The sequence below is a fragment of the Streptantibioticus silvisoli genome, assembly GCF_027947535.2.
GTDB classification, from domain to species: domain Bacteria; phylum Actinomycetota; class Actinomycetes; order Streptomycetales; family Streptomycetaceae; genus Streptantibioticus_C; species Streptantibioticus_C silvisoli.
On record NZ_JAAGKO020000004.1, the window covers coordinates 48,030 to 71,019 of the forward strand.

Annotated in this window: 16 protein-coding genes; 13 read left to right on the forward strand and 3 right to left on the reverse strand. The window is 73.2% G+C overall.

Annotation, left to right across the window (positions count from 1 at the left end):
• Positions 1 to 136 precede the first annotated feature (136 nt).
• Complete coding sequence (locus POF43_RS04290; RefSeq protein ID WP_271313973.1) at positions 137 to 1,237, reverse strand: LacI family DNA-binding transcriptional regulator; 1,101 nt, start codon at positions 1,235 to 1,237, stop codon at positions 137 to 139.
• Between the two features lie 482 nt (positions 1,238 to 1,719).
• On the opposite strand from POF43_RS04290, the gene hisC reads away from it, so the two are divergent.
• The 4 genes from hisC (at position 1,720) to cydD (ending at position 10,190) form a co-directional block, all read left to right on the forward strand.
• Entirely contained in the window at positions 1,720 to 2,817 is a 1,098-nt protein-coding gene (gene hisC / locus POF43_RS04295; RefSeq protein WP_271313972.1) for a histidinol-phosphate transaminase, read from the forward strand.
• 280 nt (positions 2,818 to 3,097) lie between these two features.
• Positions 3,098 to 4,927 carry a cytochrome ubiquinol oxidase subunit I gene (locus POF43_RS04300; protein WP_282704410.1) on the forward strand — a complete coding sequence of 610 codons (1,830 nt, stop codon included), beginning with the start codon at positions 3,098 to 3,100 and terminating at the stop codon, positions 4,925 to 4,927.
• A gap of 15 nt (positions 4,928 to 4,942) precedes the next feature.
• The gene (cydB, locus tag POF43_RS04305; RefSeq protein ID WP_271325682.1) at positions 4,943 to 5,947 is read left to right on the forward strand and encodes a cytochrome d ubiquinol oxidase subunit II; all 1,005 of its coding nucleotides are present in this window, start codon (positions 4,943 to 4,945) and stop codon (positions 5,945 to 5,947) included.
• A 487-nt stretch (positions 5,948 to 6,434) separates the two neighbouring features.
• Positions 6,435 to 10,190 (forward strand): thiol reductant ABC exporter subunit CydD, encoded by a 3,756-nt coding sequence (cydD, locus tag POF43_RS04310; protein WP_282704411.1) that lies wholly within the window; start codon positions 6,435 to 6,437, stop codon positions 10,188 to 10,190.
• Positions 10,191 to 10,736: 546 nt separating this feature from the next.
• Here cydD and POF43_RS04315 read toward each other — a convergent pair.
• Positions 10,737 to 11,606, reverse strand: a complete 870-nt coding sequence (locus POF43_RS04315) for an HAD-IIB family hydrolase (protein WP_303658166.1) — start codon at positions 11,604 to 11,606, stop codon at positions 10,737 to 10,739.
• 238 nt (positions 11,607 to 11,844) lie between these two features.
• Between POF43_RS04315 and POF43_RS04320 the strand changes: the two genes are divergently transcribed.
• The 3 genes from POF43_RS04320 to POF43_RS04330 all read left to right on the forward strand — a co-directional run bounded on the left by POF43_RS04320 (position 11,845) and on the right by POF43_RS04330 (position 14,048).
• Entirely contained in the window at positions 11,845 to 12,507 is a 663-nt protein-coding gene (locus POF43_RS04320; RefSeq protein ID WP_271316456.1) for a fasciclin domain-containing protein, read from the forward strand.
• Positions 12,508 to 12,720: 213 nt separating this feature from the next.
• The gene (locus tag POF43_RS04325; protein ID WP_271316457.1) at positions 12,721 to 13,308 is read left to right on the forward strand and encodes a sigma-70 family RNA polymerase sigma factor; all 588 of its coding nucleotides are present in this window, start codon (positions 12,721 to 12,723) and stop codon (positions 13,306 to 13,308) included.
• Complete coding sequence (locus POF43_RS04330; protein ID WP_271316458.1) at positions 13,305 to 14,048, forward strand: anti-sigma factor; 744 nt, start codon at positions 13,305 to 13,307, stop codon at positions 14,046 to 14,048. The genes POF43_RS04325 and POF43_RS04330 overlap by 4 nt, the downstream gene beginning before the upstream one ends.
• Before the next feature lie 359 nt (positions 14,049 to 14,407).
• Here POF43_RS04330 and POF43_RS04335 read toward each other — a convergent pair whose 3' ends face one another.
• Entirely contained in the window at positions 14,408 to 16,285 is a 1,878-nt protein-coding gene (locus tag POF43_RS04335) for a molybdopterin-dependent oxidoreductase (protein ID WP_443732096.1), read from the reverse strand.
• Between the two features lie 171 nt (positions 16,286 to 16,456).
• On the opposite strand from POF43_RS04335, the gene POF43_RS04340 reads away from it, so the two are divergent.
• The 6 genes from POF43_RS04340 (at position 16,457) to POF43_RS04365 (ending at position 22,733) form a co-directional block, all read left to right on the forward strand.
• Positions 16,457 to 17,740, forward strand: a complete 1,284-nt coding sequence (locus tag POF43_RS04340) for an NAD(P)/FAD-dependent oxidoreductase (protein ID WP_271318566.1) — start codon at positions 16,457 to 16,459, stop codon at positions 17,738 to 17,740.
• A 62-nt stretch (positions 17,741 to 17,802) separates the two neighbouring features.
• The gene (locus tag POF43_RS04345) at positions 17,803 to 18,516 is read left to right on the forward strand and encodes a DUF1365 domain-containing protein (RefSeq protein ID WP_303659148.1); all 714 of its coding nucleotides are present in this window, start codon (positions 17,803 to 17,805) and stop codon (positions 18,514 to 18,516) included.
• Positions 18,513 to 19,826: a class I SAM-dependent methyltransferase gene (locus POF43_RS04350; protein ID WP_372515821.1), complete on the forward strand. Its 1,314-nt coding sequence runs from the start codon at positions 18,513 to 18,515 to the stop codon at positions 19,824 to 19,826. The genes POF43_RS04345 and POF43_RS04350 overlap by 4 nt, the downstream gene beginning before the upstream one ends.
• Positions 19,823 to 21,187, forward strand: coding sequence for a class I SAM-dependent methyltransferase (locus POF43_RS04355; protein ID WP_271323896.1), 1,365 nt, complete (start codon positions 19,823 to 19,825; stop codon positions 21,185 to 21,187). The genes POF43_RS04350 and POF43_RS04355 overlap by 4 nt, the downstream gene beginning before the upstream one ends.
• On the forward strand, positions 21,184 to 21,996 hold the full coding sequence (locus POF43_RS04360; RefSeq protein ID WP_271316346.1) for a DUF1295 domain-containing protein: 813 nt from the start codon (positions 21,184 to 21,186) through the stop codon (positions 21,994 to 21,996). The genes POF43_RS04355 and POF43_RS04360 overlap by 4 nt, the downstream gene beginning before the upstream one ends.
• Entirely contained in the window at positions 21,993 to 22,733 is a 741-nt protein-coding gene (locus POF43_RS04365) for an alpha/beta fold hydrolase (RefSeq protein WP_271323897.1), read from the forward strand. The genes POF43_RS04360 and POF43_RS04365 overlap by 4 nt, the downstream gene beginning before the upstream one ends.
• Positions 22,734 to 22,990 lie beyond the last annotated feature (257 nt).

Sequence of the window (22,990 nt, forward strand, 5' to 3'; positions counted from 1 at the left end):
TCATAGGAAGGCGGCTCCCCTGTTGCGACGCACCTGACGCCTGCCAATCGGGGCGGGGTGGACAAACCTCCGCCAATGCGCCGCAATCCGCGACCTCTCCGCCGCCGCGTGGCGCCGGCGGAGGGCCGCGTGGCGGTCAGCGGTCCTCCGGCGAACGCGGCGGGCTGACGGTGGTGCGCGGCGGGCGGCGGCGTGAGGAGGCCCGCACGATCAGGTCGGTCGGCATGACCTGCTCGACCGGCTCGCCCGGTTCGGCGCCCTCGATGGCGTCGATCAGCAGCTGCACGACCGCGGTGCCGATGCGGCCCGGCTTGAGCGACAGCGTGCTGATCGGCGGTTCGGTGGCCGCGTAGGCCGGGCGTTCGCTGCAACACACCAGCAGCAGGTCGTCCGGCACCCGCAGCCCGTAGCGCCGGGCGGCGGCCAGCAGGTCGGTGCCGTTGGGGTCGAAGAGCCCGTAGACCGCGTCCGGGCGGTCCGGCCGGGCCAGCAGGCGGTCGGCGGCCACCGCGCCGGCGCACGGGTCGTGGGCCGGATAGGCCTCGTAGACCGGCTCCTGGCCGTGCCGTTCGCACCAGTCGAGGTAGGCGGAGGTCGACAGCCGGGTGTACGTGTCGGTGCTGGTGCCGGTGAGCAGGCCGATGCGCCGGGCGCCGGCCTCCGCGAGGTGGTCCAGGATGCCGATGACGGCCTGTTCGTGGTCGTTGTCCACCCAGGCGTGCACCGGGAGGTTGCCGGCCGGGCGGCCGTCGCTGACCACCGGGATGCCCTGCCGGACCAGGTCGGCGACGACCGGGTCGTGGTCGGAGGGGTCGATGACGACGGTGCCGTCCAGCGCCACGTTGCTCCACACGTCGTGCCGCGAGGAGGCCGGCAGGATCACCAGCGCGTAGCCGCGGGCCAGCGCCGCCGAGGTGGCGGCGCGGGCCATCTCGGCGAAGTAGGCGAACTCGGTGAAGGTGAACGGCTCTTCGCCGTACGTGGTCACCGTCAGGCCGATCAGGCCGGAGCGCCCGGTGCGCAGTGTGCGGGCCGCGGCCGACGGGCGGTAGCCCAGCCGGTTGGCGACCTCGCGGACATGCCGCCGCGTGGCGTCGGGGAGGCGCCCTTTGCCGTTGAGCGCGTCGGAGACGGTCGTGATCGAGACCCCGGCCGCGGCGGCCACGTCCCGGATTCCGGCCCGCCCCAGCCGCCGTCCGGTGGACCGGCTCGCCTGATGGTTACCTGCTGCTGTCATGGCAGGCCGATAGTAGGGCTCCGACGGTCCCCTGCCGCGCCGCCGCCGACCGCCCTGAGCTGTGACGTTTCTGCATGACGGGTGGTGGGTTACGTCCTTCGAATGCCAGGCCAACCCGTCACTTGGCGGCGGGTCATGAGCATTACTGTCCGGTCAGCCAGTCGTGTGGTCCAGAATCCGGACGGGTAAAGCATCACCCGTACGAGGGATGCGCACTATGGCGTGCGCCACCAGCGCGTGCGGGGGATTTGCCCCCCTCCCGCTCGGTACGCGCCCCTCATAGGCTGGGACCAGGCCCCCCACCGGTCGATCGGTCGGTGCGGGGAGGTACGTGTTCCGGATCATGGCGCGCGCACCCGGCTTCGCGATATACGAGGTGATATGCCACATCGCCTCCGTGATGCGCCGGGCGCGAACGGTGGTCCGCGACACGGCCGAACGGGCGCAAGGACGATGTGCGGGGATAGGTCGAGGAGGACCTGGTGACGGAAACTACTGGCCGCGGGCCGGAACCGCGGCTGCGGGCGGCGCTGAACGGCATTCCGGTCTACAAGCCGGGCCGGCCGGCGGCCGGCGCCGACGGAAGGCCCGCCTACAAGCTGTCCTCCAACGAGAACCCCTACCCGCCGCTGCCCGGTGTGCTGGAGGCGGCCGTCACCGCGGCCGGCGAGATGCACCGCTACCCGGACCTGGCCTGCACCGGGCTGACCAGCGAACTCGCCAAGAGGTTCGGCGTGCCGGAGAGCCATGTCGCCACCGGCACCGGTTCGGTCGGCGTGGCGCAGCAGCTGGTCCAGGCGACCGCCGGCCCCGGCGACGAGATCCTCTACGCCTGGCGGTCCTTCGAGGCGTACCCGATCGTCTCCCAGATCTCCGGCGCGCGACCGGTCCAGATCCCGCTGGACGCCGAGGAGCGGCACGACCTGGACGCGATGGCGGCCGCGATCACCGACCGCACCCGGCTGATCTTCGTGTGCAACCCCAACAACCCGACCGGCACCGTGGTGCGCCGCGCGGAGCTGGCGGCGTTCCTCGACGCGGTGCCGTCCGACGTCCTGGTGGTGCTGGACGAGGCGTACCGGGAGTTCATCCGCGACCCCGAGGTGCCCGACGGCGTCGAGCTGTACCGGGAGCGGCCCAACGTCTGCGTGCTGCGCACCTTCTCCAAGGCGTACGGCCTGGCCGGTCTGCGGGTCGGCTTCGCCATAGGCCACGAGCCGGTGGCCGAGGCGCTGCGCAAGACCGCGGTGCCGTTCGGCGTCAGCCGGCTCGCCCAGGACGCGGCGGTCGCCTCGCTGCGCGCCGAGGACGCGCTGCTGGTGCGGGTCGAGGCGCTGGTGGCGGAACGCGCCCGGGTGAGCGCGGCGCTGACCGCGCAGGGCTGGACGGTGCCGCCGAGCCAGGCCAACTTCGTCTGGCTGCGGCTCGGCGACCGCACGCAGGACTTCGGCGCCGCGTGCGAGCGGGCCGGCGTCATGGTCCGCCCGTACGGCGACGAGGGCGTGCGCGTGACGATCGGTGAGACCGAGGCCAACGACCTCTTCCTGCGGACGGCCGAGGCGTACCGCGCCGGACTCTGATCCGGCGCCGCACGCCGGGACGATCTCCGGGTCACCGCATGATCTGACTCACATCGAACGTTCCGGACAAAGTGACGGCCGTCACGCGCGGCCGGTCAACGCACCCCAGGGGCACGCCATTGCGGCGTGCCCCTCGGTGTTTCCGCCGGTGAAACGGGGTCCGGCTGTGAACGGCGTCACCCACCCCCGGTGCCGGGGGCGCGGCAAGCGGGGACATAATGCTTGTGAATGTGAACGCATTCACAAGCGGCTTGCTCTTCCCTGGAAGGAGGCGCGCGACGTGGACCTCGCACTGGCCCCGGAGACCTTGGCGCGCTGGCAGTTCGGCATCACGACCGTCTACCACTTTCTCTTCGTCCCCCTGACGATCAGCCTGTCGGCCTTCACCGCCGGCCTGGAGACGGCCTGGATACGGACCGGCAAGGAGAAGTACTTCCACGCCACGAAGTTCTGGGGGAAGCTCTTCCTGATCAACATCGCGATGGGCGTGGTCACCGGCATCGTCCAGGAGTTCCAGTTCGGCATGAACTGGTCCGCCTACTCGCGGTTCGTCGGCGACGTGTTCGGCGCGCCGCTGGCGATGGAGGCGCTGATCGCCTTCTTCTTCGAGTCGACCTTCGTCGGCCTGTGGATCTTCGGCTGGGACAAGCTGCCCCGCAAGCTGCACTGCGCCTGCATCTGGATCGTCGCGGTCGGCACTCTGCTGTCGGCGTACTTCATCCTGGCCGCCAACTCCTTCATGCAGCACCCCAACGGCTACGTGATCGACCCGCACACCCACCGGGCCCGGCTGACCAGCATCGTCAGCGTGCTCACCCAGAACACCACCCTGGTCCAGGGCGCCCACACGCTCTTCGCGTCCTTCCTGACCGGCGCGGCGCTGGTGGTGGGGGTGTCGTCGTTCCACCTGTGGCGGGCGAAGCGGGCGGGGGGAGCTTCTCCGGGGGTGGGGGTTTCTTCCGGGGCGGGCGCTTCGGGGGTGGGTGTTTCCAGCGGGGCTCGGGCTTCGGTGGCGGGGTCTTCGGTGGCGGGGTCTTCGGCGGCGGAGGGTGTGTCCGGGGCGCGGGCTTCGGTGGGGGCGGGGCGGTCGTATGACAAGAAGATCGGTGTCATGCGGACCTCGCTGCGGGCCGGGCTGGTGCTCGCGGTGATCGCCGGAATGGGAACGGCGGTCAGCGGCGACGCGCTCGGCAAGGTGATGTTCCAGCAGCAGCCGATGAAGATGGCCGCCGCCGAGGCGCTGTGGAAGACCAGTTCCCCCGCGCCGTTCTCGATCTTCGCGGTCGGCGACGTCGACAAGGGCCACAACACCGTCGAGCTGTCCGTGCCCGGTCTGCTGTCCTTCCTGGCCCACGACGACTTCCGCTCGTCGGTGCCCGGCATCGACGACGTGGCCAGGCAGGAGGCCGCCGAGTACGGCAGCAGCCCGCGCGACTACATCCCCGACATCTTCGTCACCTTCTGGGGATTCCGGCTGATGATGGGCTTCGGCATGACCTCGGCGGCCGCCGCGTTCGTCGGGCTGTGGACCACCCGGCGCCGGTTCTGGCTGGCGCCGCGCTTCCGCACCGCCGAGGACGAGGTGCCCCGGCTGATGCTCACCCGGCACCGCGAGCTGTGGCCGGCCGCGACCCGCTGGTCCTGGCGGATCGGCATCCTCACCATGGGCTTTCCGCTGGCGGCCAACTCCTTCGGCTGGGTCTTCACCGAGATGGGCCGCCAGCCCTGGGTGGTCTACGGCCTGATGAAGACCAGCGACGCGGTCTCCCCCGGCGTCACCACCTTCGACATCGCCACCTCGCTGTCGGTCTTCACCCTGCTCTACGCGGTGCTGGCGGTCATCGAGGTCCGCCTCATGGCCCGTTACGCCAAGGCCGGCCCCGTCGTCGACGAACAGCCCCCGCCGCCCGTGACGTTCACCGGCCTCACCGCCCGCCTGGCCGCCCTCGCCGAACCGGCCGGCGGGGATGCCGGTGCCGACGGGGCCGGTGCCTCCGGGGAGCAGGCGGCTTCCGGGGGCGGGAACTCCGGTGCGGTCGTGGGGGCCGGGCGTGATCCGGATGGCTCGGACAGCGCCGAGTCCGACAAGCCGATGATCTTCGCGTACTGACCGGAGGGAACGACCATGCGTCTGCACGACCTCTGGTTCGTGATGATCGCCGTGCTGTGGACCGGCTACTTCTTCCTGGAGGGCTTCGACTTCGGCATCGGCGTACTGACCAAGCTGCTGGCCCGCGACGAGAAGGAACGCCGGGTCCTGATCAACACCATCGGCCCGGTCTGGGACGGCAACGAGGTCTGGCTGCTCACCGCGGTCGGCGCCACCTTCGCCGCCTTCCCCGACTGGTACGCCACCTTGTTCAGCGGCTTCTACCTGCCGCTGCTGGTGGTGCTGGTCTGCCTGATCCTGCGCGGCGTCGCCTTCGAGTACCGCGCCAAGCGCGACGACCACCGCTGGAAGCGCAACTGGGAGCACGTGATCTTCTACGGCTCCCTCGTCCCCGCCTTCCTGTGGGGCGCGGTCTTCGCCGACATCGCCCGCGGCGTGCCGATCGACGCCCAGCACGACGTCACCGGCGGCCTCGGGGCGCTGTTCGGCCCGTACGCGCTGCTCGGCGGCATGCTCACGCTGCTGCTGTTCACCTTCCACGGCGCGGTGTTCGCCGCCCTGAAGACGCTGGGCCCGGTACGCGTGCGGGCCCGCCGGATCGCGGCGCGCCTCGGGGTGGTCACGCTGGCCGTCGCGGCGGTGTTCCTGGCGCTCACCCAGCGCGCCGGCGACGCCTACAGCCTCGCGGCGCTGCTGACCGCCCTCGTCGCACTCGCCGCCGCGCTGGTCTGCAACCGGGCCGGCCGCGAGGGCTGGGCCTTCGCCCTGTCCGGCGTCACGGTGGCCGGCCTGGTCGCCACGCTCTTCCTCGTCCTCTTCCCCGACGTCATGCCCTCCACCACCGACCCGGCGTGGAGCCTCACCGTCGTCAACGCGGCGGCCGGGCCCTACACCCTGAAGCTGATGACCTGGATCGCCGCCGTCATGACCCCCCTCGTCCTCGCCTACCAGGCCTGGACCTACTGGGTCTTCCGCAAACGCATCGGCACCCAGCACATCCCGGACCCCCTCCCGCACTGAGCCCTCCGCGGGCGGCGCACGCCACGGTGGCCGGCGGCCCCGGGTGGCCGGCCCCGGGTGGCCGGCGGTCCCGAGTGGCCGGCGGTCCCGAGTAGGCGGGGGCCCTGAGCGGACGGTGACCCCGGGCGGACGGCGGCTTCGAGCGGGCGCCGGGGTGCGTACGGTTCGTCGGCCGCCGGGACGGCCGCCGGGACGGCCGCCGGGCGGCTACCGGGCAGGCGGCGGCGACCGAGCCGCCGGCCACCGCACGGCACGCCGAGCCGCCGGCCACCGCACCGCACGCCGGACCGTGTGCCGCACCGCACGCCGGACCGTGTGCCGCACCGCACGCCGGGCCGCACGCCGCATCGCACCCGGAGCCGTGCGGCTGGACGTCAGCCACCGCGGCGTCCGGCACCTCCTCTCCGTTCCCGCTTCCCCGCACCTCCCCGCGTCCCCGCACCCCCGCACCCACCTCACCTCCCCGAACGCCGGAAAAGGAGCCGTCATGCGTCCCGTCGATCCCCGTCTGCTGCGGTACGCCGCGAGTACCCGGGTCTTCCTGGCCGCGACAGCAGCGCTGGGCCTGGCCGGCGCCGGGCTCGTGGTGGCCCAGGCGGTGCTGATCGCCGACATCGTCACCGGCGCGTTCCAGCACCACGAGGGGACCGAGCGGCTGGCGTCGGCGATCGGCCTGCTGGCGGCGGTGTCCGTCGGCCGGGCCGTCGTCGGCTGGCTGACCGAACTCGCCGCCCACCGCACCAGCGCGGCCGTCAAGTCCGAACTGCGCCGCCGCCTGCTGGGCCGCGCGGTCCGGCTCGGCCCGGACCGGCTCGCCCGGTGGCGCACCGGTGAGCTGACCACGCTGGCGGTGCGCGGTGTGGACGCGCTCGACGACTACTTCGCGCGCTACCTTCCGCAACTCGCCCTGGCGGTCGTGGTCCCGGCGGTCGTGCTGGTCCGGATCGCCACCTCCGACTGGGAGTCGGCGCTGGTGATCGTGCTGACGCTGCCGCTGATCCCGGTGTTCATGGCCCTCATCGGCTGGTACACCGACGCCCGGATGAAGCGGCAGTGGCGGCTGCTCGCCCGGTTGTCGGGGCACTTCCTCGACGTGGTGGCCGGTCTGCCGACGCTGAAGGTGTTCGGCCGGGCCAAGGCGCAGGCGGCCGCCGTCCGGCGGGTCACCGACGACTACCGGCGCGCCACGCTCGCGACGCTGCGGATCGCCTTCATCTCCTCCTTCGCACTGGAACTGCTGTCCACGATCTCGGTGGCCCTGGTCGCCGTCGGCATCGGCTTCCGGCTGGTCGACGGCGGCCTGGACCTGCGCACCGGCCTGCTGGTGCTGGTGCTCGCCCCGGAGGCGTACCTGCCCCTGCGCCAGGTCGGCGCGCAGTACCACGCGGCGGCGGAGGGACTGGCCGCCGCCGACGAGGTGTTCGCCGTCCTGGAGGCCGAGCCGCTGGCGGCCGGCACCGTGCCGGCGCCGGACCTGCGCGGTGCCGTGCTGTCCGTCGAGGGGCTGTCGGTCCGTCACCCGGGCAGGGAGCCGGCCTCGCCGCCGCGGACCACGTTCACCGTCGTCCCGGGTGAGACGGTGGCGGTGGTCGGCCCGTCCGGAGCGGGCAAGACGACGCTGCTGGCCGCGCTGCTCGGTTTCGTGACGCCCAGCGTCGGGCGTATTCGTGTCGGCGGCACCGATCTCACCTCCCTCGATCCTCACAGCTGGTGGGAGCAGATCGCCTGGCTCCCCCAGCATCCCCATCTCTTCGCCGGCTCGGTCGCGGAGAACGTGCGCCTCGCCCGCCCCGACGCCACCGGCGAAGAGCTGACCGGAGCGCTCGCCGCCGCGAACGCCCTCGACTTCGTGAAAAGCCTGCCACGCGGCACTGACACTCTCCTCGGCGAAGGCGGCGCGGGGCTGTCCGCCGGGCAGCGGCAACGCCTCGCGCTGGCCCGCGCGTTCCTCGCGGACCGGCCGCTGCTCCTGCTCGACGAGCCCACCGCGGGCCTGGACAACCGCACGGAGGCCGCCGTCGTCGAGGCCGTGCGGCGACTGGCCCAGGGCCGCACGGTGATCCTCGTCGCCCACCGCCCGGCCCTGCTGGCCCTGGCCGACCGCGTCGTCCGGATCGCCCCGGAGACGGCCGCCGCCCCGGACTCGGTCGTCGGTTCGGACTCGGTCGTCGACTCGGATTCGGCAATCGGCCTGGACTCGGTAATCGGCCTGGACTCGGTAATCGGCCTGGACTCGGTCATCGGTTCGGGTGAATTCGCGGAATGCGTTGACCTGATGACCGGGACGCGGCCTCCGACACCGGCCCCGGTGCCGACCGCACCGCCTGCCACGGCGCCGTCCCCGGCCCCTACCGCCCAGGCACCCCTCGCCCCGCCCGCCACGGCTCCGCCCGCCACGGCGCCGTCCCTCACCACGGCCCCGCCTGCCGCCCTCGTCCCGGCCCCCACAGCAACGTCCCCCGCCACCGCACCGCCGCCACCCCCCACCACCCCCCTCCGCTGGGTCCGCGGCCTCGCGGGGCCGTTGCGGGGGCGGTTCGCGCTGGCGGTGGTGCTGGGGGCGTTGGCCCTGGTGAGCGCTACCGGGCTGCTGGCGGTGTCGGGGTGGCTGATCTCGCGGGCGTCGCAGGAGCCGCCGGTGCTGTACCTGCTGGTGGCGACCACGGCCACCCGGGCGTTCGGCATCGGGCGTTCGGTCTTCCGGTACGCGGAACGGCTCGTGTCGCACGACGCGGTGCTGCGCTCGCTGGGGGATCTGCGGGCGGCGGTGTTCGCCCGGCTGGAACGGCTGGCGCCCGCGGGCCTGCGGGAGACGCGGCGCGGCGACCTGCTGTCGCGGCTGGTGGCGGACGTCGACTCGGTGCAGGACTACCTGCTGCGCTGGGTGCTGCCGGTGGCCGGCGCGGTTCCGGCCGGGCTGGCGGCGGTGGGCCTCACCGCCTGGCTGCTGCCGCAGGCCGGTGCCGTGCTGGCGGTGGGGCTGCTGGCCGCCGGTGCGGGTGTGCCGTGGCTGACGGCGGCGGTGTCGCGGCGGACGGAGGCCCGGCTGGCCCCGGCCCGGGGCACGTTGTCGACGGAGGTCGTCGACCTGCTGTCCGGCACCGCGGAGCTGACGGTGGCCGGTGCGCTGCCCCGGCGGCTGGCGGCGGTGGAACGTGCCGACCGGGCGCTGACCGGCCTGGCCGCGCGGTCGGCGGCGTCGGCGGCGCTCGGGTCGGGGCTGACCGCGCTGATCACCGGGCTGACGGTGGTGGCGAGCGCCTGGGCGGGGGTCGCCGCGGTCGCGGCCGGCCGGCTGCCGGGCGTGGCGCTCGCGGTGGTGGTGCTGACGCCGCTGGCCGCGTTCGAGGCGGTCGCCGGCATCCCGCTCGCCGTGCGGCACCGCCAGCGCGGCCACCGGGCGGCGGCCCGGGTGCGGGAGGTGCTGGACGCACCGGTGCCGGTGCGGGAACCCGCCGTGCCGCGCACGCCGCCCGCGTCGCCGTTCCCGCTGGTGGTGACGGACCTGACGGTTCGCCACGCCGGCCGTGAGCACGCCGCGCTGGACGGTGTCGGGCTGACGCTGGCGGCCGGGCAGCGGATCGCCGTGGTCGGCGTGTCGGGGGCCGGTAAGACCACGCTGGCGCAGGCGCTGCTGCGGTTCGTCGAGCCGCAGTCCGGCGGTTACCGGCTGGGCGGTGTGGACGCCGCGGCGCTGGACGGCGACGCGGTGCGGCGCCTGGTGGGGCTGTGCGCGCAGGACGCCCACGTCTTCGACAGCTCCCTGCGGGAGAACCTGCGGCTGGCCCGGCCCGGCGCCCCCGACGGCGAACTGCGTTCCGCGCTGGCCAGGGCCCGGCTGCTGACCTGGGTCGACGCGCTGCCCGACGGCCTGGACACGCTGGTCGGCGAGCACGGCGCGCGGATCTCCGGCGGCCAGCGGCAACGCCTCGCGCTGGCCCGCGCGCTGCTGGCGGACTTCCCGGTGCTCGTACTCGACGAGCCCGCCGAGCACCTCGACCTGCCGACCGCCGACGCCCTCACCGCCGACCTGCTGCGGGCCACCCGCGGCCGGACCACGGTCCTCATCACCCACCGGTTGGCCTGCCTGGCCGAGCCCGGCGCGGTCGACGAGATCCTGGTGCTGGAGGCCGGCCGGATCGTCCAGCGCGGCGACTGGTCCGGGCTCTCCGCCGCCGCCGGCCCGTTCCGCGACCTGCTGGACCGCGAACGCGCCGCGGCTGCCGTCCCGGTGGCTGGCTGACGTGTACGGCCGGTTGACCTGTGCGGCTGGCTGACGTGTACGGCCGGTTGACCCGTGCGGCTGGCTGACGTGTACGGCCGGTTGACCTGTGAGGCTGGCTGACGTGTACGGCCGGTTGACCTGTGCGGCTGGCTGACGTGTACGGCCGCCCGACCCGTGCGGCTGGCTGACGTGTACGGCCGGTTGACCTGTGAGGCTGGCTGACGTGTACGGCCGCCCGACCTGTGCGGCTGGCTGACGTGTACGGCCGCCCGACCCGTGCGGCCGGCTGACGTGTACGGCCGGTTGACCCGTGCGGCTGGCTGACGTGTACGGCCGCCCGACCTGTGCGGCTGGCTGACGTGTACGGCCGCCCGACCTGTGCGGCTGGCTGACGCGTACGGCCGCCCGACCCGTGCGGCCGGCTGACCCGTACGGGGCCGGCTGACCCGTACGGCCGGGACCGCGCGAACGGTGACCGTACGACGGCGGCGGTGTCACCCGGTCCGGACACCGGGCGGCGCCCACCGAACGCGGTTGCACGTGCGGCGCCCGCGCGCGCCGCGCCTAACCGCGTTCCAGCAGCGCCTCGATGACCCGGGCGACGCCGTCGTCCTGGTTGGTGGCGGTGTGGCGGGCGGTGGCGGCGAGTACGGCGGGGTGGGCGTTGGCGACGGCGTAGGAGGTGCCGGCCCAGGCGAGCATGGCCAGGTCGTTGGGCATGTCGCCGAACGCGACGACCTCGGCCGCGGTGATGCCGCGTTCCGCGCAGCAGCGCGCGAGGGTGGTGGCCTTGGTGACGCCGGCCCGGCTGATCTCCAGCAGCGCCGCACTGCTGGAACGGGTGACCTCCGCCTGTCCGCCGAGGAGTTCCAGGGCGGTGGCCAGGAACTCGTCGGGGTCCGCGTTCTCGTGCCTGGCCAGCAGCTTCAGCAGCGGCTGGTCGGCGTCGTGCGTCAGCAGCGCGTCGATCGGCGCGATCAGCGAGTCCGGTACGCCGCCCCACGGCGTGGCGTAGCCCGCCTCACGGTGGAAGGAGTACGACCGTTCCACGGCGAAGCTGGTGCCCGGGACGGCGGCGCGCAGCGCGTGCGCGATGCGGGCGGCGTCCGGCGCGTCGAGCGGGTCGCAGGACAGCAGGCGGTCGTGGCGCAGGTCGTAGACGCCGGCGCCGTTCGCGCAGATGACGATGCCGTGGCCGGCGGTGTGTTCGGCGACGACGTCCATCCAGCGGCTCGGCCGGCCGGTGACGAAGAAGACGTCGATGCCCGCCTTCTCGGCGGCGGCCAGCGCGGCGACGGTGCGGTCCGAGACGGTCCGGTCGTCGCGCAGCAGGGTGCCGTCGAGGTCGGTGGCGATCAGCCGCGGCAGGGCCGGCGGCAAGGGAGGCGGCACGCTGGGGAGGGGGCTCGGGGGAAACGGTGTCACGCCCCCCATCCTGGCCCATCGGCCGCGATCGCCCACGGATGGGTCGCAACCCGGCACCCGACACGCCGCCGGCTCGGCGCGACCGTTCGCGCGAAAGTTTTTTCGCCGCCCTGACCTGCGGTTTTACCCATCAAGATCACTCGTTCGAGTGATCGCACCCATACGCGCCCCGACCGGCGCCGAATGACATCCGAGACGACATCACAACGTCGCACGACACCACGTCGCACGACACAAGGAGAGTTCGATGAACGCCACCTCCCGCCGGGCCGGCCGGATCGCCATCGCGACCGCCGCCGCCGCCACCCTCGCCATGACGGCCGCCGCCTGCTCCGGTGGCAGCAGCGGCTCCAAGGGCTCCTCCAGCAGTACGACCGCCTCGTCCGCGCCGTCCACCCCGGCGGGCAGCACCGCGGCGATGCCGTCGGCCGACAAGCCGTTCGGCCCGGCGTGTTCGACGATCCCGAAGACCGGCAAGGGCAGCTTCAACGGGATGGCGACGGACCCGGTCGCTACCGCCGCGTCGAACAACCCGGCGCTGTCGACCCTGGTGACCGCCGTGAAGAAGGCCGGCCTGGTCGACACCCTGAACTCGGCGCAGAACATCACCGTCTTCGCGCCCGACAACGCCGCCTTCGCCAAGCTGCCGAAGGCCACCCTTGCCAAGGTCCTCGCCAATAAGGCGATGCTGACCAAGATCCTCACCTACCACGTCGTCGGCAAGCAGCTCGCCGTCTCCGACCTGGCGAGCGGCACCTACCCGACGCTGGAGAAGCAGAACCTGATGACCTCCGGCTCCGGCATGTCGTACAAGGTGAACAACACCGCCAACGTGGTGTGTGGCAATGTCAAGACCGCCAACGCCAACGTCGAGATCATCGACACCGTCCTGATGCCGCCGTCCTCCTGATCCGGACGGGGGCGGGCCGATCCGACCGGGTCGGACAAGTCCCCACGGGAACGGCCCGGTCGCGGCCGAGCCGGACGAATCCCCACGGATCGCCTCCGGTCCCTCGTGGACCCGGCGTTCCACCGGGCGGATCAAAATTTTTTCGATCCGCACCAATCCTTCCGGGTCGTGGCGCCGAATCATCGGCGACCGACGTCTAACCCGGAGGTGCCCATGCGCGCGGCCGCCCGCGAGGAACAACCCGGTGCGCCGCGCCCCGGTGCCCTGGAGACCCTGCTGGACCGGGTCTCCAGGGGGGACCGGGACGCTTTCGAGAGCGTGTACACGGCGGTGGCCGGCTCCGTGCTCGGTCTGGTGCGCAGGGTGCTGCGCGACCCGGCCCAGTCCGAAGAGGTCACCCAGGAGGTACTGATCGAGGTCTGGCGGTCCGCCGCCAGGTTCGATCCGGGGCAGGGCAGCGCCATGGCGTGGATCATGATGCTCGCCCACCGCCGAGCGGTGGACCGGGTGCGTTCCGCGCAGGCGTCCGCAGACCGCGAGCACAAGGCCGCGGTACGCGACCACAGCCCCGCCTTCGACGAGGTCTCCGAACAGGTCGAGCGCCGGCTGGAACGCGAACAGGTACGCCGTTGCCTCGGCCAGCTCACCGAACTCCAACGCGAGTCGGTGACTCTCGCGTATTACCGCGGGTTCACCTATCGCGAGACCGCCGACCTGCTCGGCGCCGCCCTCGGCACGGTCAAGACCCGGCTGCGGGACGGTCTGATCCGGCTCCGTGACTGCCTGGGGGTGTCCGTATGACCGCCGACCTGCACACACTGACCGGCGCCTACGCTTTGGACGCGCTGTCACCGGAGGAGGCGCGGGAGTTCGCCCGCCACCTCACCGAGTGCGACGTGTGCACACACGAGGTCGCCGAACTCCGGGAGACCGCCGCCCGGCTGGCCCTCGCCGTCGCCGAGGTGCCGCCCGCCGCGCTGCGCGCCCGGGTCATGGCGGCGATCCCCGAGGTCAGACAGCTTCCGCCGCCGGGCCGCGTCGCCGACGTCGTCCCGCTGCGCGGCCGCGCCTGGCGTCAGCGCCTGCCGTACCTGGCCCTCGCCGCCTGCCTGGTGGGCGCCGCGGTGGCCGGCGGTGTCGCCGTCAACGCCGAACACGACGTCGACCGGCAGCGTACGCAGGCCGAGCAGCAGGCCTCCGACCTCGCCTCGCTGATGGCCGCCCCGGACGCCGCCTACCACACGACAGCGGTTCACGGCGGCGGTAACGCCACCGTCGTCAGCTCGGTCTCGCAGGCCCGTACCGCGTTCGTCTACCGCGACCTGCCGAAGCTGGCCGGGTCGCACGTCTACGAGCTCTGGTACAGCCGTAAGGGGTCGATGGTGCCGGCCGGCCTGGTCGACTCCGGCCGCCCGTCCGGCACGGCCGTGCTGGCCGGTGCCGCGTCCGGTGCCGACGGCGTCGGCCTCACGGTCGAGCCGCACGGCGGGTCGAAGCAGCCGACGACATCACCCCTGATGCTGGTTTCGATCGCCGGCTGACCCAAAGCGAAGGATGACCATCAGCGCTCGGGGGTTGATGGTCATCCTTCTTTTTGTCCTTTGTATCCCTGTTATGCAGGTTCTGCGGTATTGCTGACCTCTGGTATGAACAGCGGCATCCGGTACGTCCTGGTGTGATCGTGCGGTACACCTCGCGACGGCGGCCACCGGTATGCCATGTCCGTGATCGTGCGGTACGCCTTGGGTGTGATCGTGCGGTACGCCTTGGTGTGGCGGCCACCGGTACACCCGGGTGCGATCCTTCGGTACACCCGGGTGTGAAGGGCCGCCGGTAACGATCGGCCCGGCACGGGGGAGACCGCACCGGGCCGATCGGCCGCCGCGTCAGGCGTGCGGCGTCAGGCGACGTTCACCACGACCGAGTGCCAGCCGGTGGCGCCGTTCGGGATCGTGCCGACGCGGTGCTCCGGCTGGGTCTCGCCGGTGCGGTCGGCGGCCCGGACCTCCAGGGTGTGCTCACCGGAGGTGGCGTCCCACTCCCACAGCCACTGCCGCCAGGTGTCGGTGCTGTCCTCCGCGGCCAGCCGGGCGCGCTGCCACGCACCGCCGTCCACCCGCACCTCCACGTGGTCGACGCCCCGGTGCTGGGCCCAGGCGACGCCGGCCACCGGGACGCGGCCCGCCTTCGGGGAGCCGAACGGCTTGGGCGTGTCGATCCGCGACTCCGTCTTGATCGGCGCCTGCTTCGACCAGCCGCGCTTGACCCAGTACGGGTCGTAGGCGTCGAACGTGGTCAGCTCCAGGTCGGTCAGCCACTTGCAGGCGGACACGAAGCCGTACAGCCCGGGGACCACCATGCGGACCGGGAAGCCGTGTTCGAATGGCAGCGGTTCGCCGTTCATGCCGACCGCCAGCATCGCGTCCCGGCCGTCCATCACGGTGTCGACCGGGCTGCCGATGGTCATACCGTCCACCGACCGCGCCACCAACTGGTCGGCCGGTCCGCCGCGCGACGGGGGCCGTACACCCGCCTCCTTCAGCAGGCCGGCCAGCGGCACGCCGATCCACCGGGCGTTGCCCACGTACGGGCCGCCGACCTGGTTGGAGACGCAGGTCAGCGTGATGTCCCGTTCGATCAGCTCCCGGTCCAGCAGGTCCTGGTAGCCCAGCTCCAGCGGGTGGTGGACGCCGGTGCCGTGCAGCCGCAGCCGCCAGCTCGACGCGTCGACGCGCGGGACGACCAGGGCGGTGTCGACGCGGTAGAAGGCCGAGTTGGGCGTGGTGAACGGCGACAGTCCCGGCACCTTCAGGTCGGCGCCGCGCGGTACGGCCGCGGCCCGTGAGGTGGGCGCCGGGATCCGCACCCGGGACCGCGACGCGGCCGCCTGGCCGGCCGTCCTGTCGTTCAGCGCCCGTCCCAGCACCTCGGCACCCGCCGAGGCCGCCGCGGCCGCTCCAGCGGCCACCAGGAACCCCCTGCGGTCGAACGCCGGCCGCCCGGCAGGTCGCCGGCCCTCCCCGGCGCCGTCCGAACCGATGCCGGCAGGTACGCCGGGCTTCGCCCCGGCAGCGGTATTCGCGTCGGTGTCGGTACGCGCGCTGGTGTCGGCTTCGGCACCGGTACGCGCGTCGGCTTCGGCCTCGGCACCGACGGCGGCATCGGCGCCGGTACGCGCGGCAACACCGGTGCCCGCGTCGGCTTCCGCGTCGGTCCCGGCTCCGTCGCCGGTCCCCGCGTCGGCCCCGGCCCCCGCCCCGGCGCCCCGTCCCCGCCCGGGTGCCGTCCGCAGCCTTCCCGCCAGTACGTACAGCAGTGCCGTGCCCGCCAGCGCCCCGACCAGGGAGGGCACGACGTCGGTGGGGCGGGAGTCGGGGCGGGTGGCGGCGGCCGCCACACCGATCACGCCGAAGAGCAGCACCCCGGCCGACGCCGTGCGCCGCAGCCGTACCGACAGGACGCCCAGGCCGAGGGCGAACAGCGCGAGGATCACCAGGATGCCGAGTTCGAGCACGAACTTGTCGTTGGTGCCGAAGTGCCGCACCGCGTAGTCCTTCAGCGCGGGGGGCGTCGCGTCGATGACCGAGCCGCCGACCACCGCCAGCGGGGAGGACTCCGGGCGTATCGCGGCCGAGGCCAGTTCGGCCACCGCGAGCGCCGCGAAGCCGGCCAGTACACCGCTGATCAGTCCGAACAGGATGCGCTGCGCCGCCACTGCCCTGCCGGAGGAGCCCGCGATGCCGCCGGATGCCGTCGTGTCGTTCTCGTCGTCGTCCACGGCCGTGATTCGGCGCACGGAAGGCGGCGGCTTGGTGGGACGAATGGCTGAAACTTTTCGCTCGTGAAGCCACCAATCCGGTGAGCCGACGGTTCCGAATGACCCGGGACAGGGGGTTCGCACGGAGCGCGGGTCCCGGTGGTGGCGTGCGCGCTGCGAGGGAGGACGGCCGTGGACCGGCGTCGGATAGCCGTGGTGGGCAGTGGCGTGGCGGGGCTGACCGCGGCCTACGTCATGCGTGACGAGTGCGAGGTGACGCTCTACGAGGCGGGGGAGCGGCTGGGCGGCCACGCGCTGACCCGGGAGGTCACCACGCCCGACGGCCGCCCGCTGGGAGTGGACGTCGGCTTCATCGTGCACAACGAGCGCACCTATCCCCATCTGCTGCGGCTCTTTCGCGAACTCGGCGTCGCCACCCAGGAATCCGAGATGAGCATGTCGGTGCGCTGCGACGGCTGCGGCCTGGAGTACGCCGGCGCCAAGGGGCTCGCCGGGCTCTTCCCGCGCCCCCGCAACGCGCTGCGCGGCCGGTACCTGTCCCTGCTGGCCGAGGTACCGCGTTTCCACCGCCGGGCCCGCGCGCTGCTGCGCCGCGAGTCGGCGTCGCCGGCGGCCGGTGAGGACGACGCCCTGACCCTCGGGGAGTTCCTCAAGGAGGGCGGTTTCCCGCCGTACTTCGTCACGCACTTCATGACGCCACTGGTGTCGTCCGTCTGGTCGTGCGCGCCGGAGACCGCCATGCGTTATCCCGCGCGGTACTTGTTCCGTTTTCTCGACCACCACGGCATGCTCTCGGTCACCGGGGCGCCGCGGTGGCGGACGGTGACCGGCGGATCGGTGGAGTACGTCGACCGGGTCGCCAAGCAGCTGCCGGACGTACGGACCTCCTCACCGGTGCGGTCGGTGCAGCGGTTCGCCACCAGCGCCCGGGTGGTCACCGAGGACGGCACCGCGGACCGCTACGACGCGGTCGTGCTGGCCGTCCACCCCGACCAGGCGCTGCGGATGCTGGACGACCCGACGCCGGCCGAGAGCCGCACCCTGGGCGCGTTCCGCTACTCGCTCAACCCGACCGTGCTGCACACCGACACCTCGGTACTGCCGCACAGCCGGGGTGCCGCCGCGTCCTGGAACTACCTGATGCCCTCCTGCGACGCGCCCGCCGCCGAGGTGCGGGTCAGCTACGACATGAACCGGCTCCAACGCCTGCGGTCAGCCGACCGGTACGTGGTCTCGCTCAACGCCACCGACCGGATCGCACCGCAGAAGGTGCTGTCGCGCGTCGACTTCGAACACCCCGTGTACACGCCGGAGTCGGTCACCGCGCAGCGCGCGCTGCCCGCGCTGAACACCGGTGTGACGGTCTACGCCGGCGCCTACCACGGCTGGGGATTCCACGAGGACGGCTGCCGCTCCGGTGTCCGGGCGGCCGCCGCGCTGGGGGTGGACTGGTGACCGCCCGCCCCGGCCCCGCCCGGCCCGCGGCACCGCGGGCGGCCGACGCGGTCGTACCGGCGCTGTACGACTGCGTGATACGTCACGCCCGGACCGCGCCGGTGCACCACGGCTTCGAACACCGCACGTACATGTGGCTGGTGGACGTCGACCGGCTGCCGCGGCAGCCGCTGCCGTTGCGTGCGCTGGCCCGGTTCGACGCGCGCGACCACTTCGGCGGCACCGCGCCGTCCATCCGCGCCGGCCTCGACCGTTTCCTGGCGTCCCGCGGGATCGACCTGGACGGCGGCAGAGTGCTGATGCTGGCGCACGCCCGCGTCCTGGGGCACGTCTTCAACCCGCTGACCCTCTACTGGTGCCACGACCGGGCGGACACACCGGTGTGCGTGGTCGCCGAAGTGCACAACACGTACGGCGAACGCCACTGCTACCTGATGCGCCCCGACGGCGAAGGACTGGCCGAGGTACCGAAGGAGTTCTACGTCTCGCCGTTCTTCCCGGTGGACGGCGACTACCGGATGCGGCTTCCCGAACCCGGCGAACGGCTGAACGTCACCGTGCAGCTGCGGCGCGAGGGCTCGGTGCCGTTCACCGCCACCGTCAGCGGTACCCGGCGGCCGGCCGGCCCGGCGGCACTGCTGGGCCGGGCGGTGCGCCGTCCGTGGTCCACCGCGGCGGTCTCCCTCGGTATCAGGCGGCACGGAATCGTGCTGTATCTGCGCCGTCTGCCGGTCATGCGCCGCCCGCCCCACCCCGCCCAGGAGGGAATGAAGTGAGTACCCAAGCCCCTGATTCCGACCGCCTCGACACCGCACCGGCACGGGCGGTCACCATCGCCCCCGCCACCGCCCACGTCGACCCCGCCCGCTGGCCGGACGTCGCCCGGGTGCCCGACACCTCGGCGGCACGCGCCACGATCGCCCGGCTGGTGGTGCGCCGGGCGCTGGCCGCGCTGCCGTTGCGCGTCGCCTACGGCTCGGGTGCGCCGGCCGGCGGCTCGGGGCCGCTGCTGACCCTGCGCGACCCGGAGGCGTTCTTCCGGCGCATCGGCGCGGACGGGCTGATCGGCTTCGGCGAGTCGTACATGGCCGGGGAATGGCACACCGACGACCTGGTGGGCGTACTGACGGTGCTGGCCGCCAACGTGGCCGACCTGGTGCCGCGTTCGCTCCAGCGGCTGCGCGGGGCGTGGGCCCGCAGACACCCGGCGGCGGACCGCAACACCTTGGACGGCGCCAAGGACAACATCCACCGCCACTACGACCTGTCCAACGACCTGTTCGCCCTGTTCCTCGACGAGACCATGACGTATTCGTCGGCGATATTCGACCGCCCGCGGCACGACTGGACCACGCTGGCCGACGCGCAGCACCGCAAGATCGACCGGCTGCTGGACCTGGCGGGGGTCACCGCGGGCACCAGGCTGCTGGAGATCGGCACCGGCTGGGGCGAACTGGCGCTGCGGGCCGCCGAACGCGGCGCGACCGTGCTGACCGTGACGCTGTCGCGGGAGCAGCGCCTGCTGGCCATGCGCCGGATCGAGCGCGCCGGTTACGCCGACCGGGTCACCGTCGAGCTGCGCGACTACCGCGAGGTGCGCGGCACCTTCGACGCCGTCGTCAGCGTCGAGATGATCGAGGCGGTCGGCGAGGAGTACTGGCCGGTCTACTTCGATGCCCTCGACCGGCTGACCGCACCGGGCGGCCGCGTCGCGATCCAGGCGATCACCATGCCGCACGATCGGATGGTCGCCACCCGCAACACGTACACCTGGATCCACAAGTACATTTTCCCCGGCGGCATCCTGCCCTCCGTGGAGGCGATCGGCCGGCTCACCGCGCACACCCGGCTGCGGATCAGCGGCGACCAGGGATTCGGCACGCACTACGCGCGGACGCTGGCCCTGTGGCGGGAACGGTTCACCTCCCGGGCCGCCGAGGTCGCGGCGCTCGGGTTCGACGGCACGTTCCGCCGCATGTGGGAGTTCTACCTGGCCTACTCCGAGGCGGGTTTCGCCGCCGGGTACCTCGACGTGCGCCAGATCCTGTTCACCAAGACCGACGCCACCGCCGGAGGCACCCGTTGATCCCCGTCGCCGAGCGACTCACCCTCCTGCTGCGGGACTTCTTCGGCGGCGAACTCCCCATCCGGCTGCGGGCCTGGGACGGCAGCGAGGCGGGACCGCACGACGCGCCGGTCGTGGTGCTGCGCTCCCGCCGCGCGCTGCGCCGCCTGGTGTGGCAGCCGGACGAACTCGGCCTCGCGCAGGCCTACATCAGCGGTGACCTCGACATCGAGGGCGACCTCGGCGAGGGGCTGAGCGCGGTGTGGCGGGCGGTGCGCGAGCGCAGCCTGAGCGGTGCCACGGCCGGCCTGGCCGACCGGGCCAGGGCCGCCGCGGCGGCGGTGCGGCTGGGCGCCGTCGGCCCGCGTCCCCCGGAGCCGGGCGCGCGGCGCGCCAAGCTGCGCGGCACCCTGCACAGCACCGCCCGCGACCGGTCCGCCATCAGCCACCACTACGACCTGTCCAACGACTTCTACGCGGCACTGCTGGACGAGACGATGGCGTACTCGTGCGGCTACTGGACACGGCCCGACGACCCGTCCTACGGCCCGGTGGACTCCCAGCACGACAAGCTGGAGCTGATCTGCCGCAAGCTCGGCCTGACGCCCGGCGCGAGGTTGCTGGACGTCGGCTGCGGCTGGGGCTCGCTGACGCTGTACGCGGCCCGGGAGTTCAAGGCCCGCGTCACGGCCGTGACCCTGTCGCGGCAGCAGCGCGACTTCGTGGCCGCCCGGGTGCGCGAGCAGGGCCTGGAGGAGCTCGTCGAGGTCGAACTGCGGCACTACCGCGACATCGACGCGGACCCCGGCTCGTTCGACGCGGTCTCCACCGTCGAGATGGGCGAGCACGTCGGCGACGACGAGTACCCCGCGTTCGCCGCGCTGCTGTTCCGCATGCTCAAGCCGCGCGGCCGGCTGTTCGTGCAGCAGATGTCGCGCGGTGCCAACGCCCCCGGCGGCGGCGCGTTCATCGAGTCCTACATTGCGCCGGACATGCACATGCGTCCCGTCGGCGACACGCTCAACCTGCTGGAGGGCGCCGGGTTCGAGGTGCGGGCCGCCGAGTCGCTGCGCGAGCACTACGTACGCACCGTCGCGGCCTGGCACCGCACGCTGGAAGACGACTGGGACACCTTCGTCGGCATGGTCGGCGAACCGACCGCACGGGTGTGGCGGCTGTACCTGGTGGGCGGCGGGCTGGCGTTCGCCGAGCGGCGGATGGGCGTCGACCAGATCGTCGCCGTACGCCCGACCCGTCAGGGCGAGGCGGCCATGCCCGCCACCCTGCGCGACTGGTACGACCTGGACGACCGCGACCGGCGCGACCTCGGCGCCCCGGACGGCACCGGCGGCGGAGCCGGCCGCGCGGAAGGGCCGCGATGACCGGCTTCCCGTGGGCGGCCTTCGGCGTCAACCTCGCGGTGGCGGCCGGCGCGGCGCTCGCCGTCATGCTGGCCACCTTCGCGGTGGCCGTCGCCAAGGGCGTGCACCGGGTGGTCGACATCGCCTGGGGGGTCGGCTTCGCCGCCGTGGCGCTGGCGTCGTACGGCATGTCGGCCGGTCACGGCGACGACGGACGGCGTCTGCTGGTCACCGCCGCCACCGTCGTGTGGGGCCTGCGGCTGGCCGGCCACATCGGCTGGCGCGGGCGCGGCAAGGGGGAGGATCCGCGGTACGACAAGATGCTCAAGAAGGCGCCGGGCAGTCGTAACGCGTACGCCTTCCGCCTGATCTACCTGTTGCAGGGCGCCCTGGTGTGGCTGGTGTCGCTGCCGGTACAGGCCGCCGACTACGTACGCGCACCGATCGGGACGGTCGCGATCGCCGGCGGCGTGGTGTGGGCCGGCGGGCTGTTCTTCGAGGCGGTCGGCGACTGGCAGCTGCACCGCTACACGTCCGACCCGGCCCACAAGGGCACGATCATGGACCGCGGCCTGTGGAGCTGGACCCGGCACCCCAACTACTTCGGCGACTTCCTCGTCTGGTGGGGGCTGTTCCTGACGGCCTGCGGCGCCTGGCAGGCGGCCGTGGTCTGCCTGGTGTCCCCCCTGGTGATGACGTACCTGCTGACCCGCGGCAGCGGCCAGCGGCTGCTGGAGGCGCACATGGCCGGCCGCCCCGGGTACGCGGAATACGTCGCCCGCACCAGTGGTTTCATCCCCCTGCCGCCGAAGAAGGGTTCCGTGCGTTGACCGCCGTCTCCCCCGAGCACGCCCCGGCGCGGCCCGCGCTGACCGTCAACGTCCTGCCGACCGCGGTGAAGGCGGCCGTCCTGCTGCTGCACGGCGGGCGGTCGGAGAGCCTGGAACCGCCGTCCCCCTGGAGCCCGCCGGCCGCACGCATGATCCCGTTCGGCCGCTCGGTGCTGCGGGCCACCGAAGGCCGCGGCGTCGCGCTCGCCACCGCCCGCTACCGCTTCCGGGGCTGGAACGGCGACCGCGCCGACACCGCCCGGGACACCCGCTGGGCGCTGGACGCGCTGGCCGAGCGGACCGGCGGCGTCCCCGTGGTGCTCGTGGGGCACTCCATGGGCGGCCGTGCGGCCCTGTGGGCGGCTGGACACCCCTCGGTGACCGGAGTGGTCGCGCTGGCGCCCTGGTGCCCCCTGGAGGACCCCGTGGAGCAGCTCGACGGCCGGCGCTCGGTGCTGCTGCACTGCCCGACCGACCGCGTCACCGACGCACGCGGCTCGTGGGAACTCGTCCACCGCGCCCGTGCCCGGTCCGCGGCCGCCTGCGGAATCGTCATGCCGCGCGGCGGCCACACCATGCTGCGCGGCGCCACCGACTGGCACCGGCTCACCACCGCGCTCGTCACCGGCCTGCTCGGCCTCGCCCCGCTCCCGTCCGAGGTCGAGGCCGCACTCGCCCCCGCCGCGCCGGTGTCGTCGGCACGCATGACGTACGCGCGGGTGATCGGCGGGGGGTGAGGTGGTCGGTGGGGGCGCCGCACCTGTGTCGGTGCGGGTGACGCTGTCGGGGGCATTGGCGGGGGTGAGGCTGCTGTTGGGTGGCCGACGTCCTCGGTGGTTGACGTTGGGTGGGCCGCCGAGGTCTTCGGTGGTTGACGCCGGTCGGGTGGCTGACGTCTTCGTCGCGTGGGGGCAGGCGTCGCGTCCTCCTCGGTGCCCTGCGCCGGGCGGCGGCTGAAACCGTCGTCGGTGGCCGGCGCTCGGCCTCACCGGTC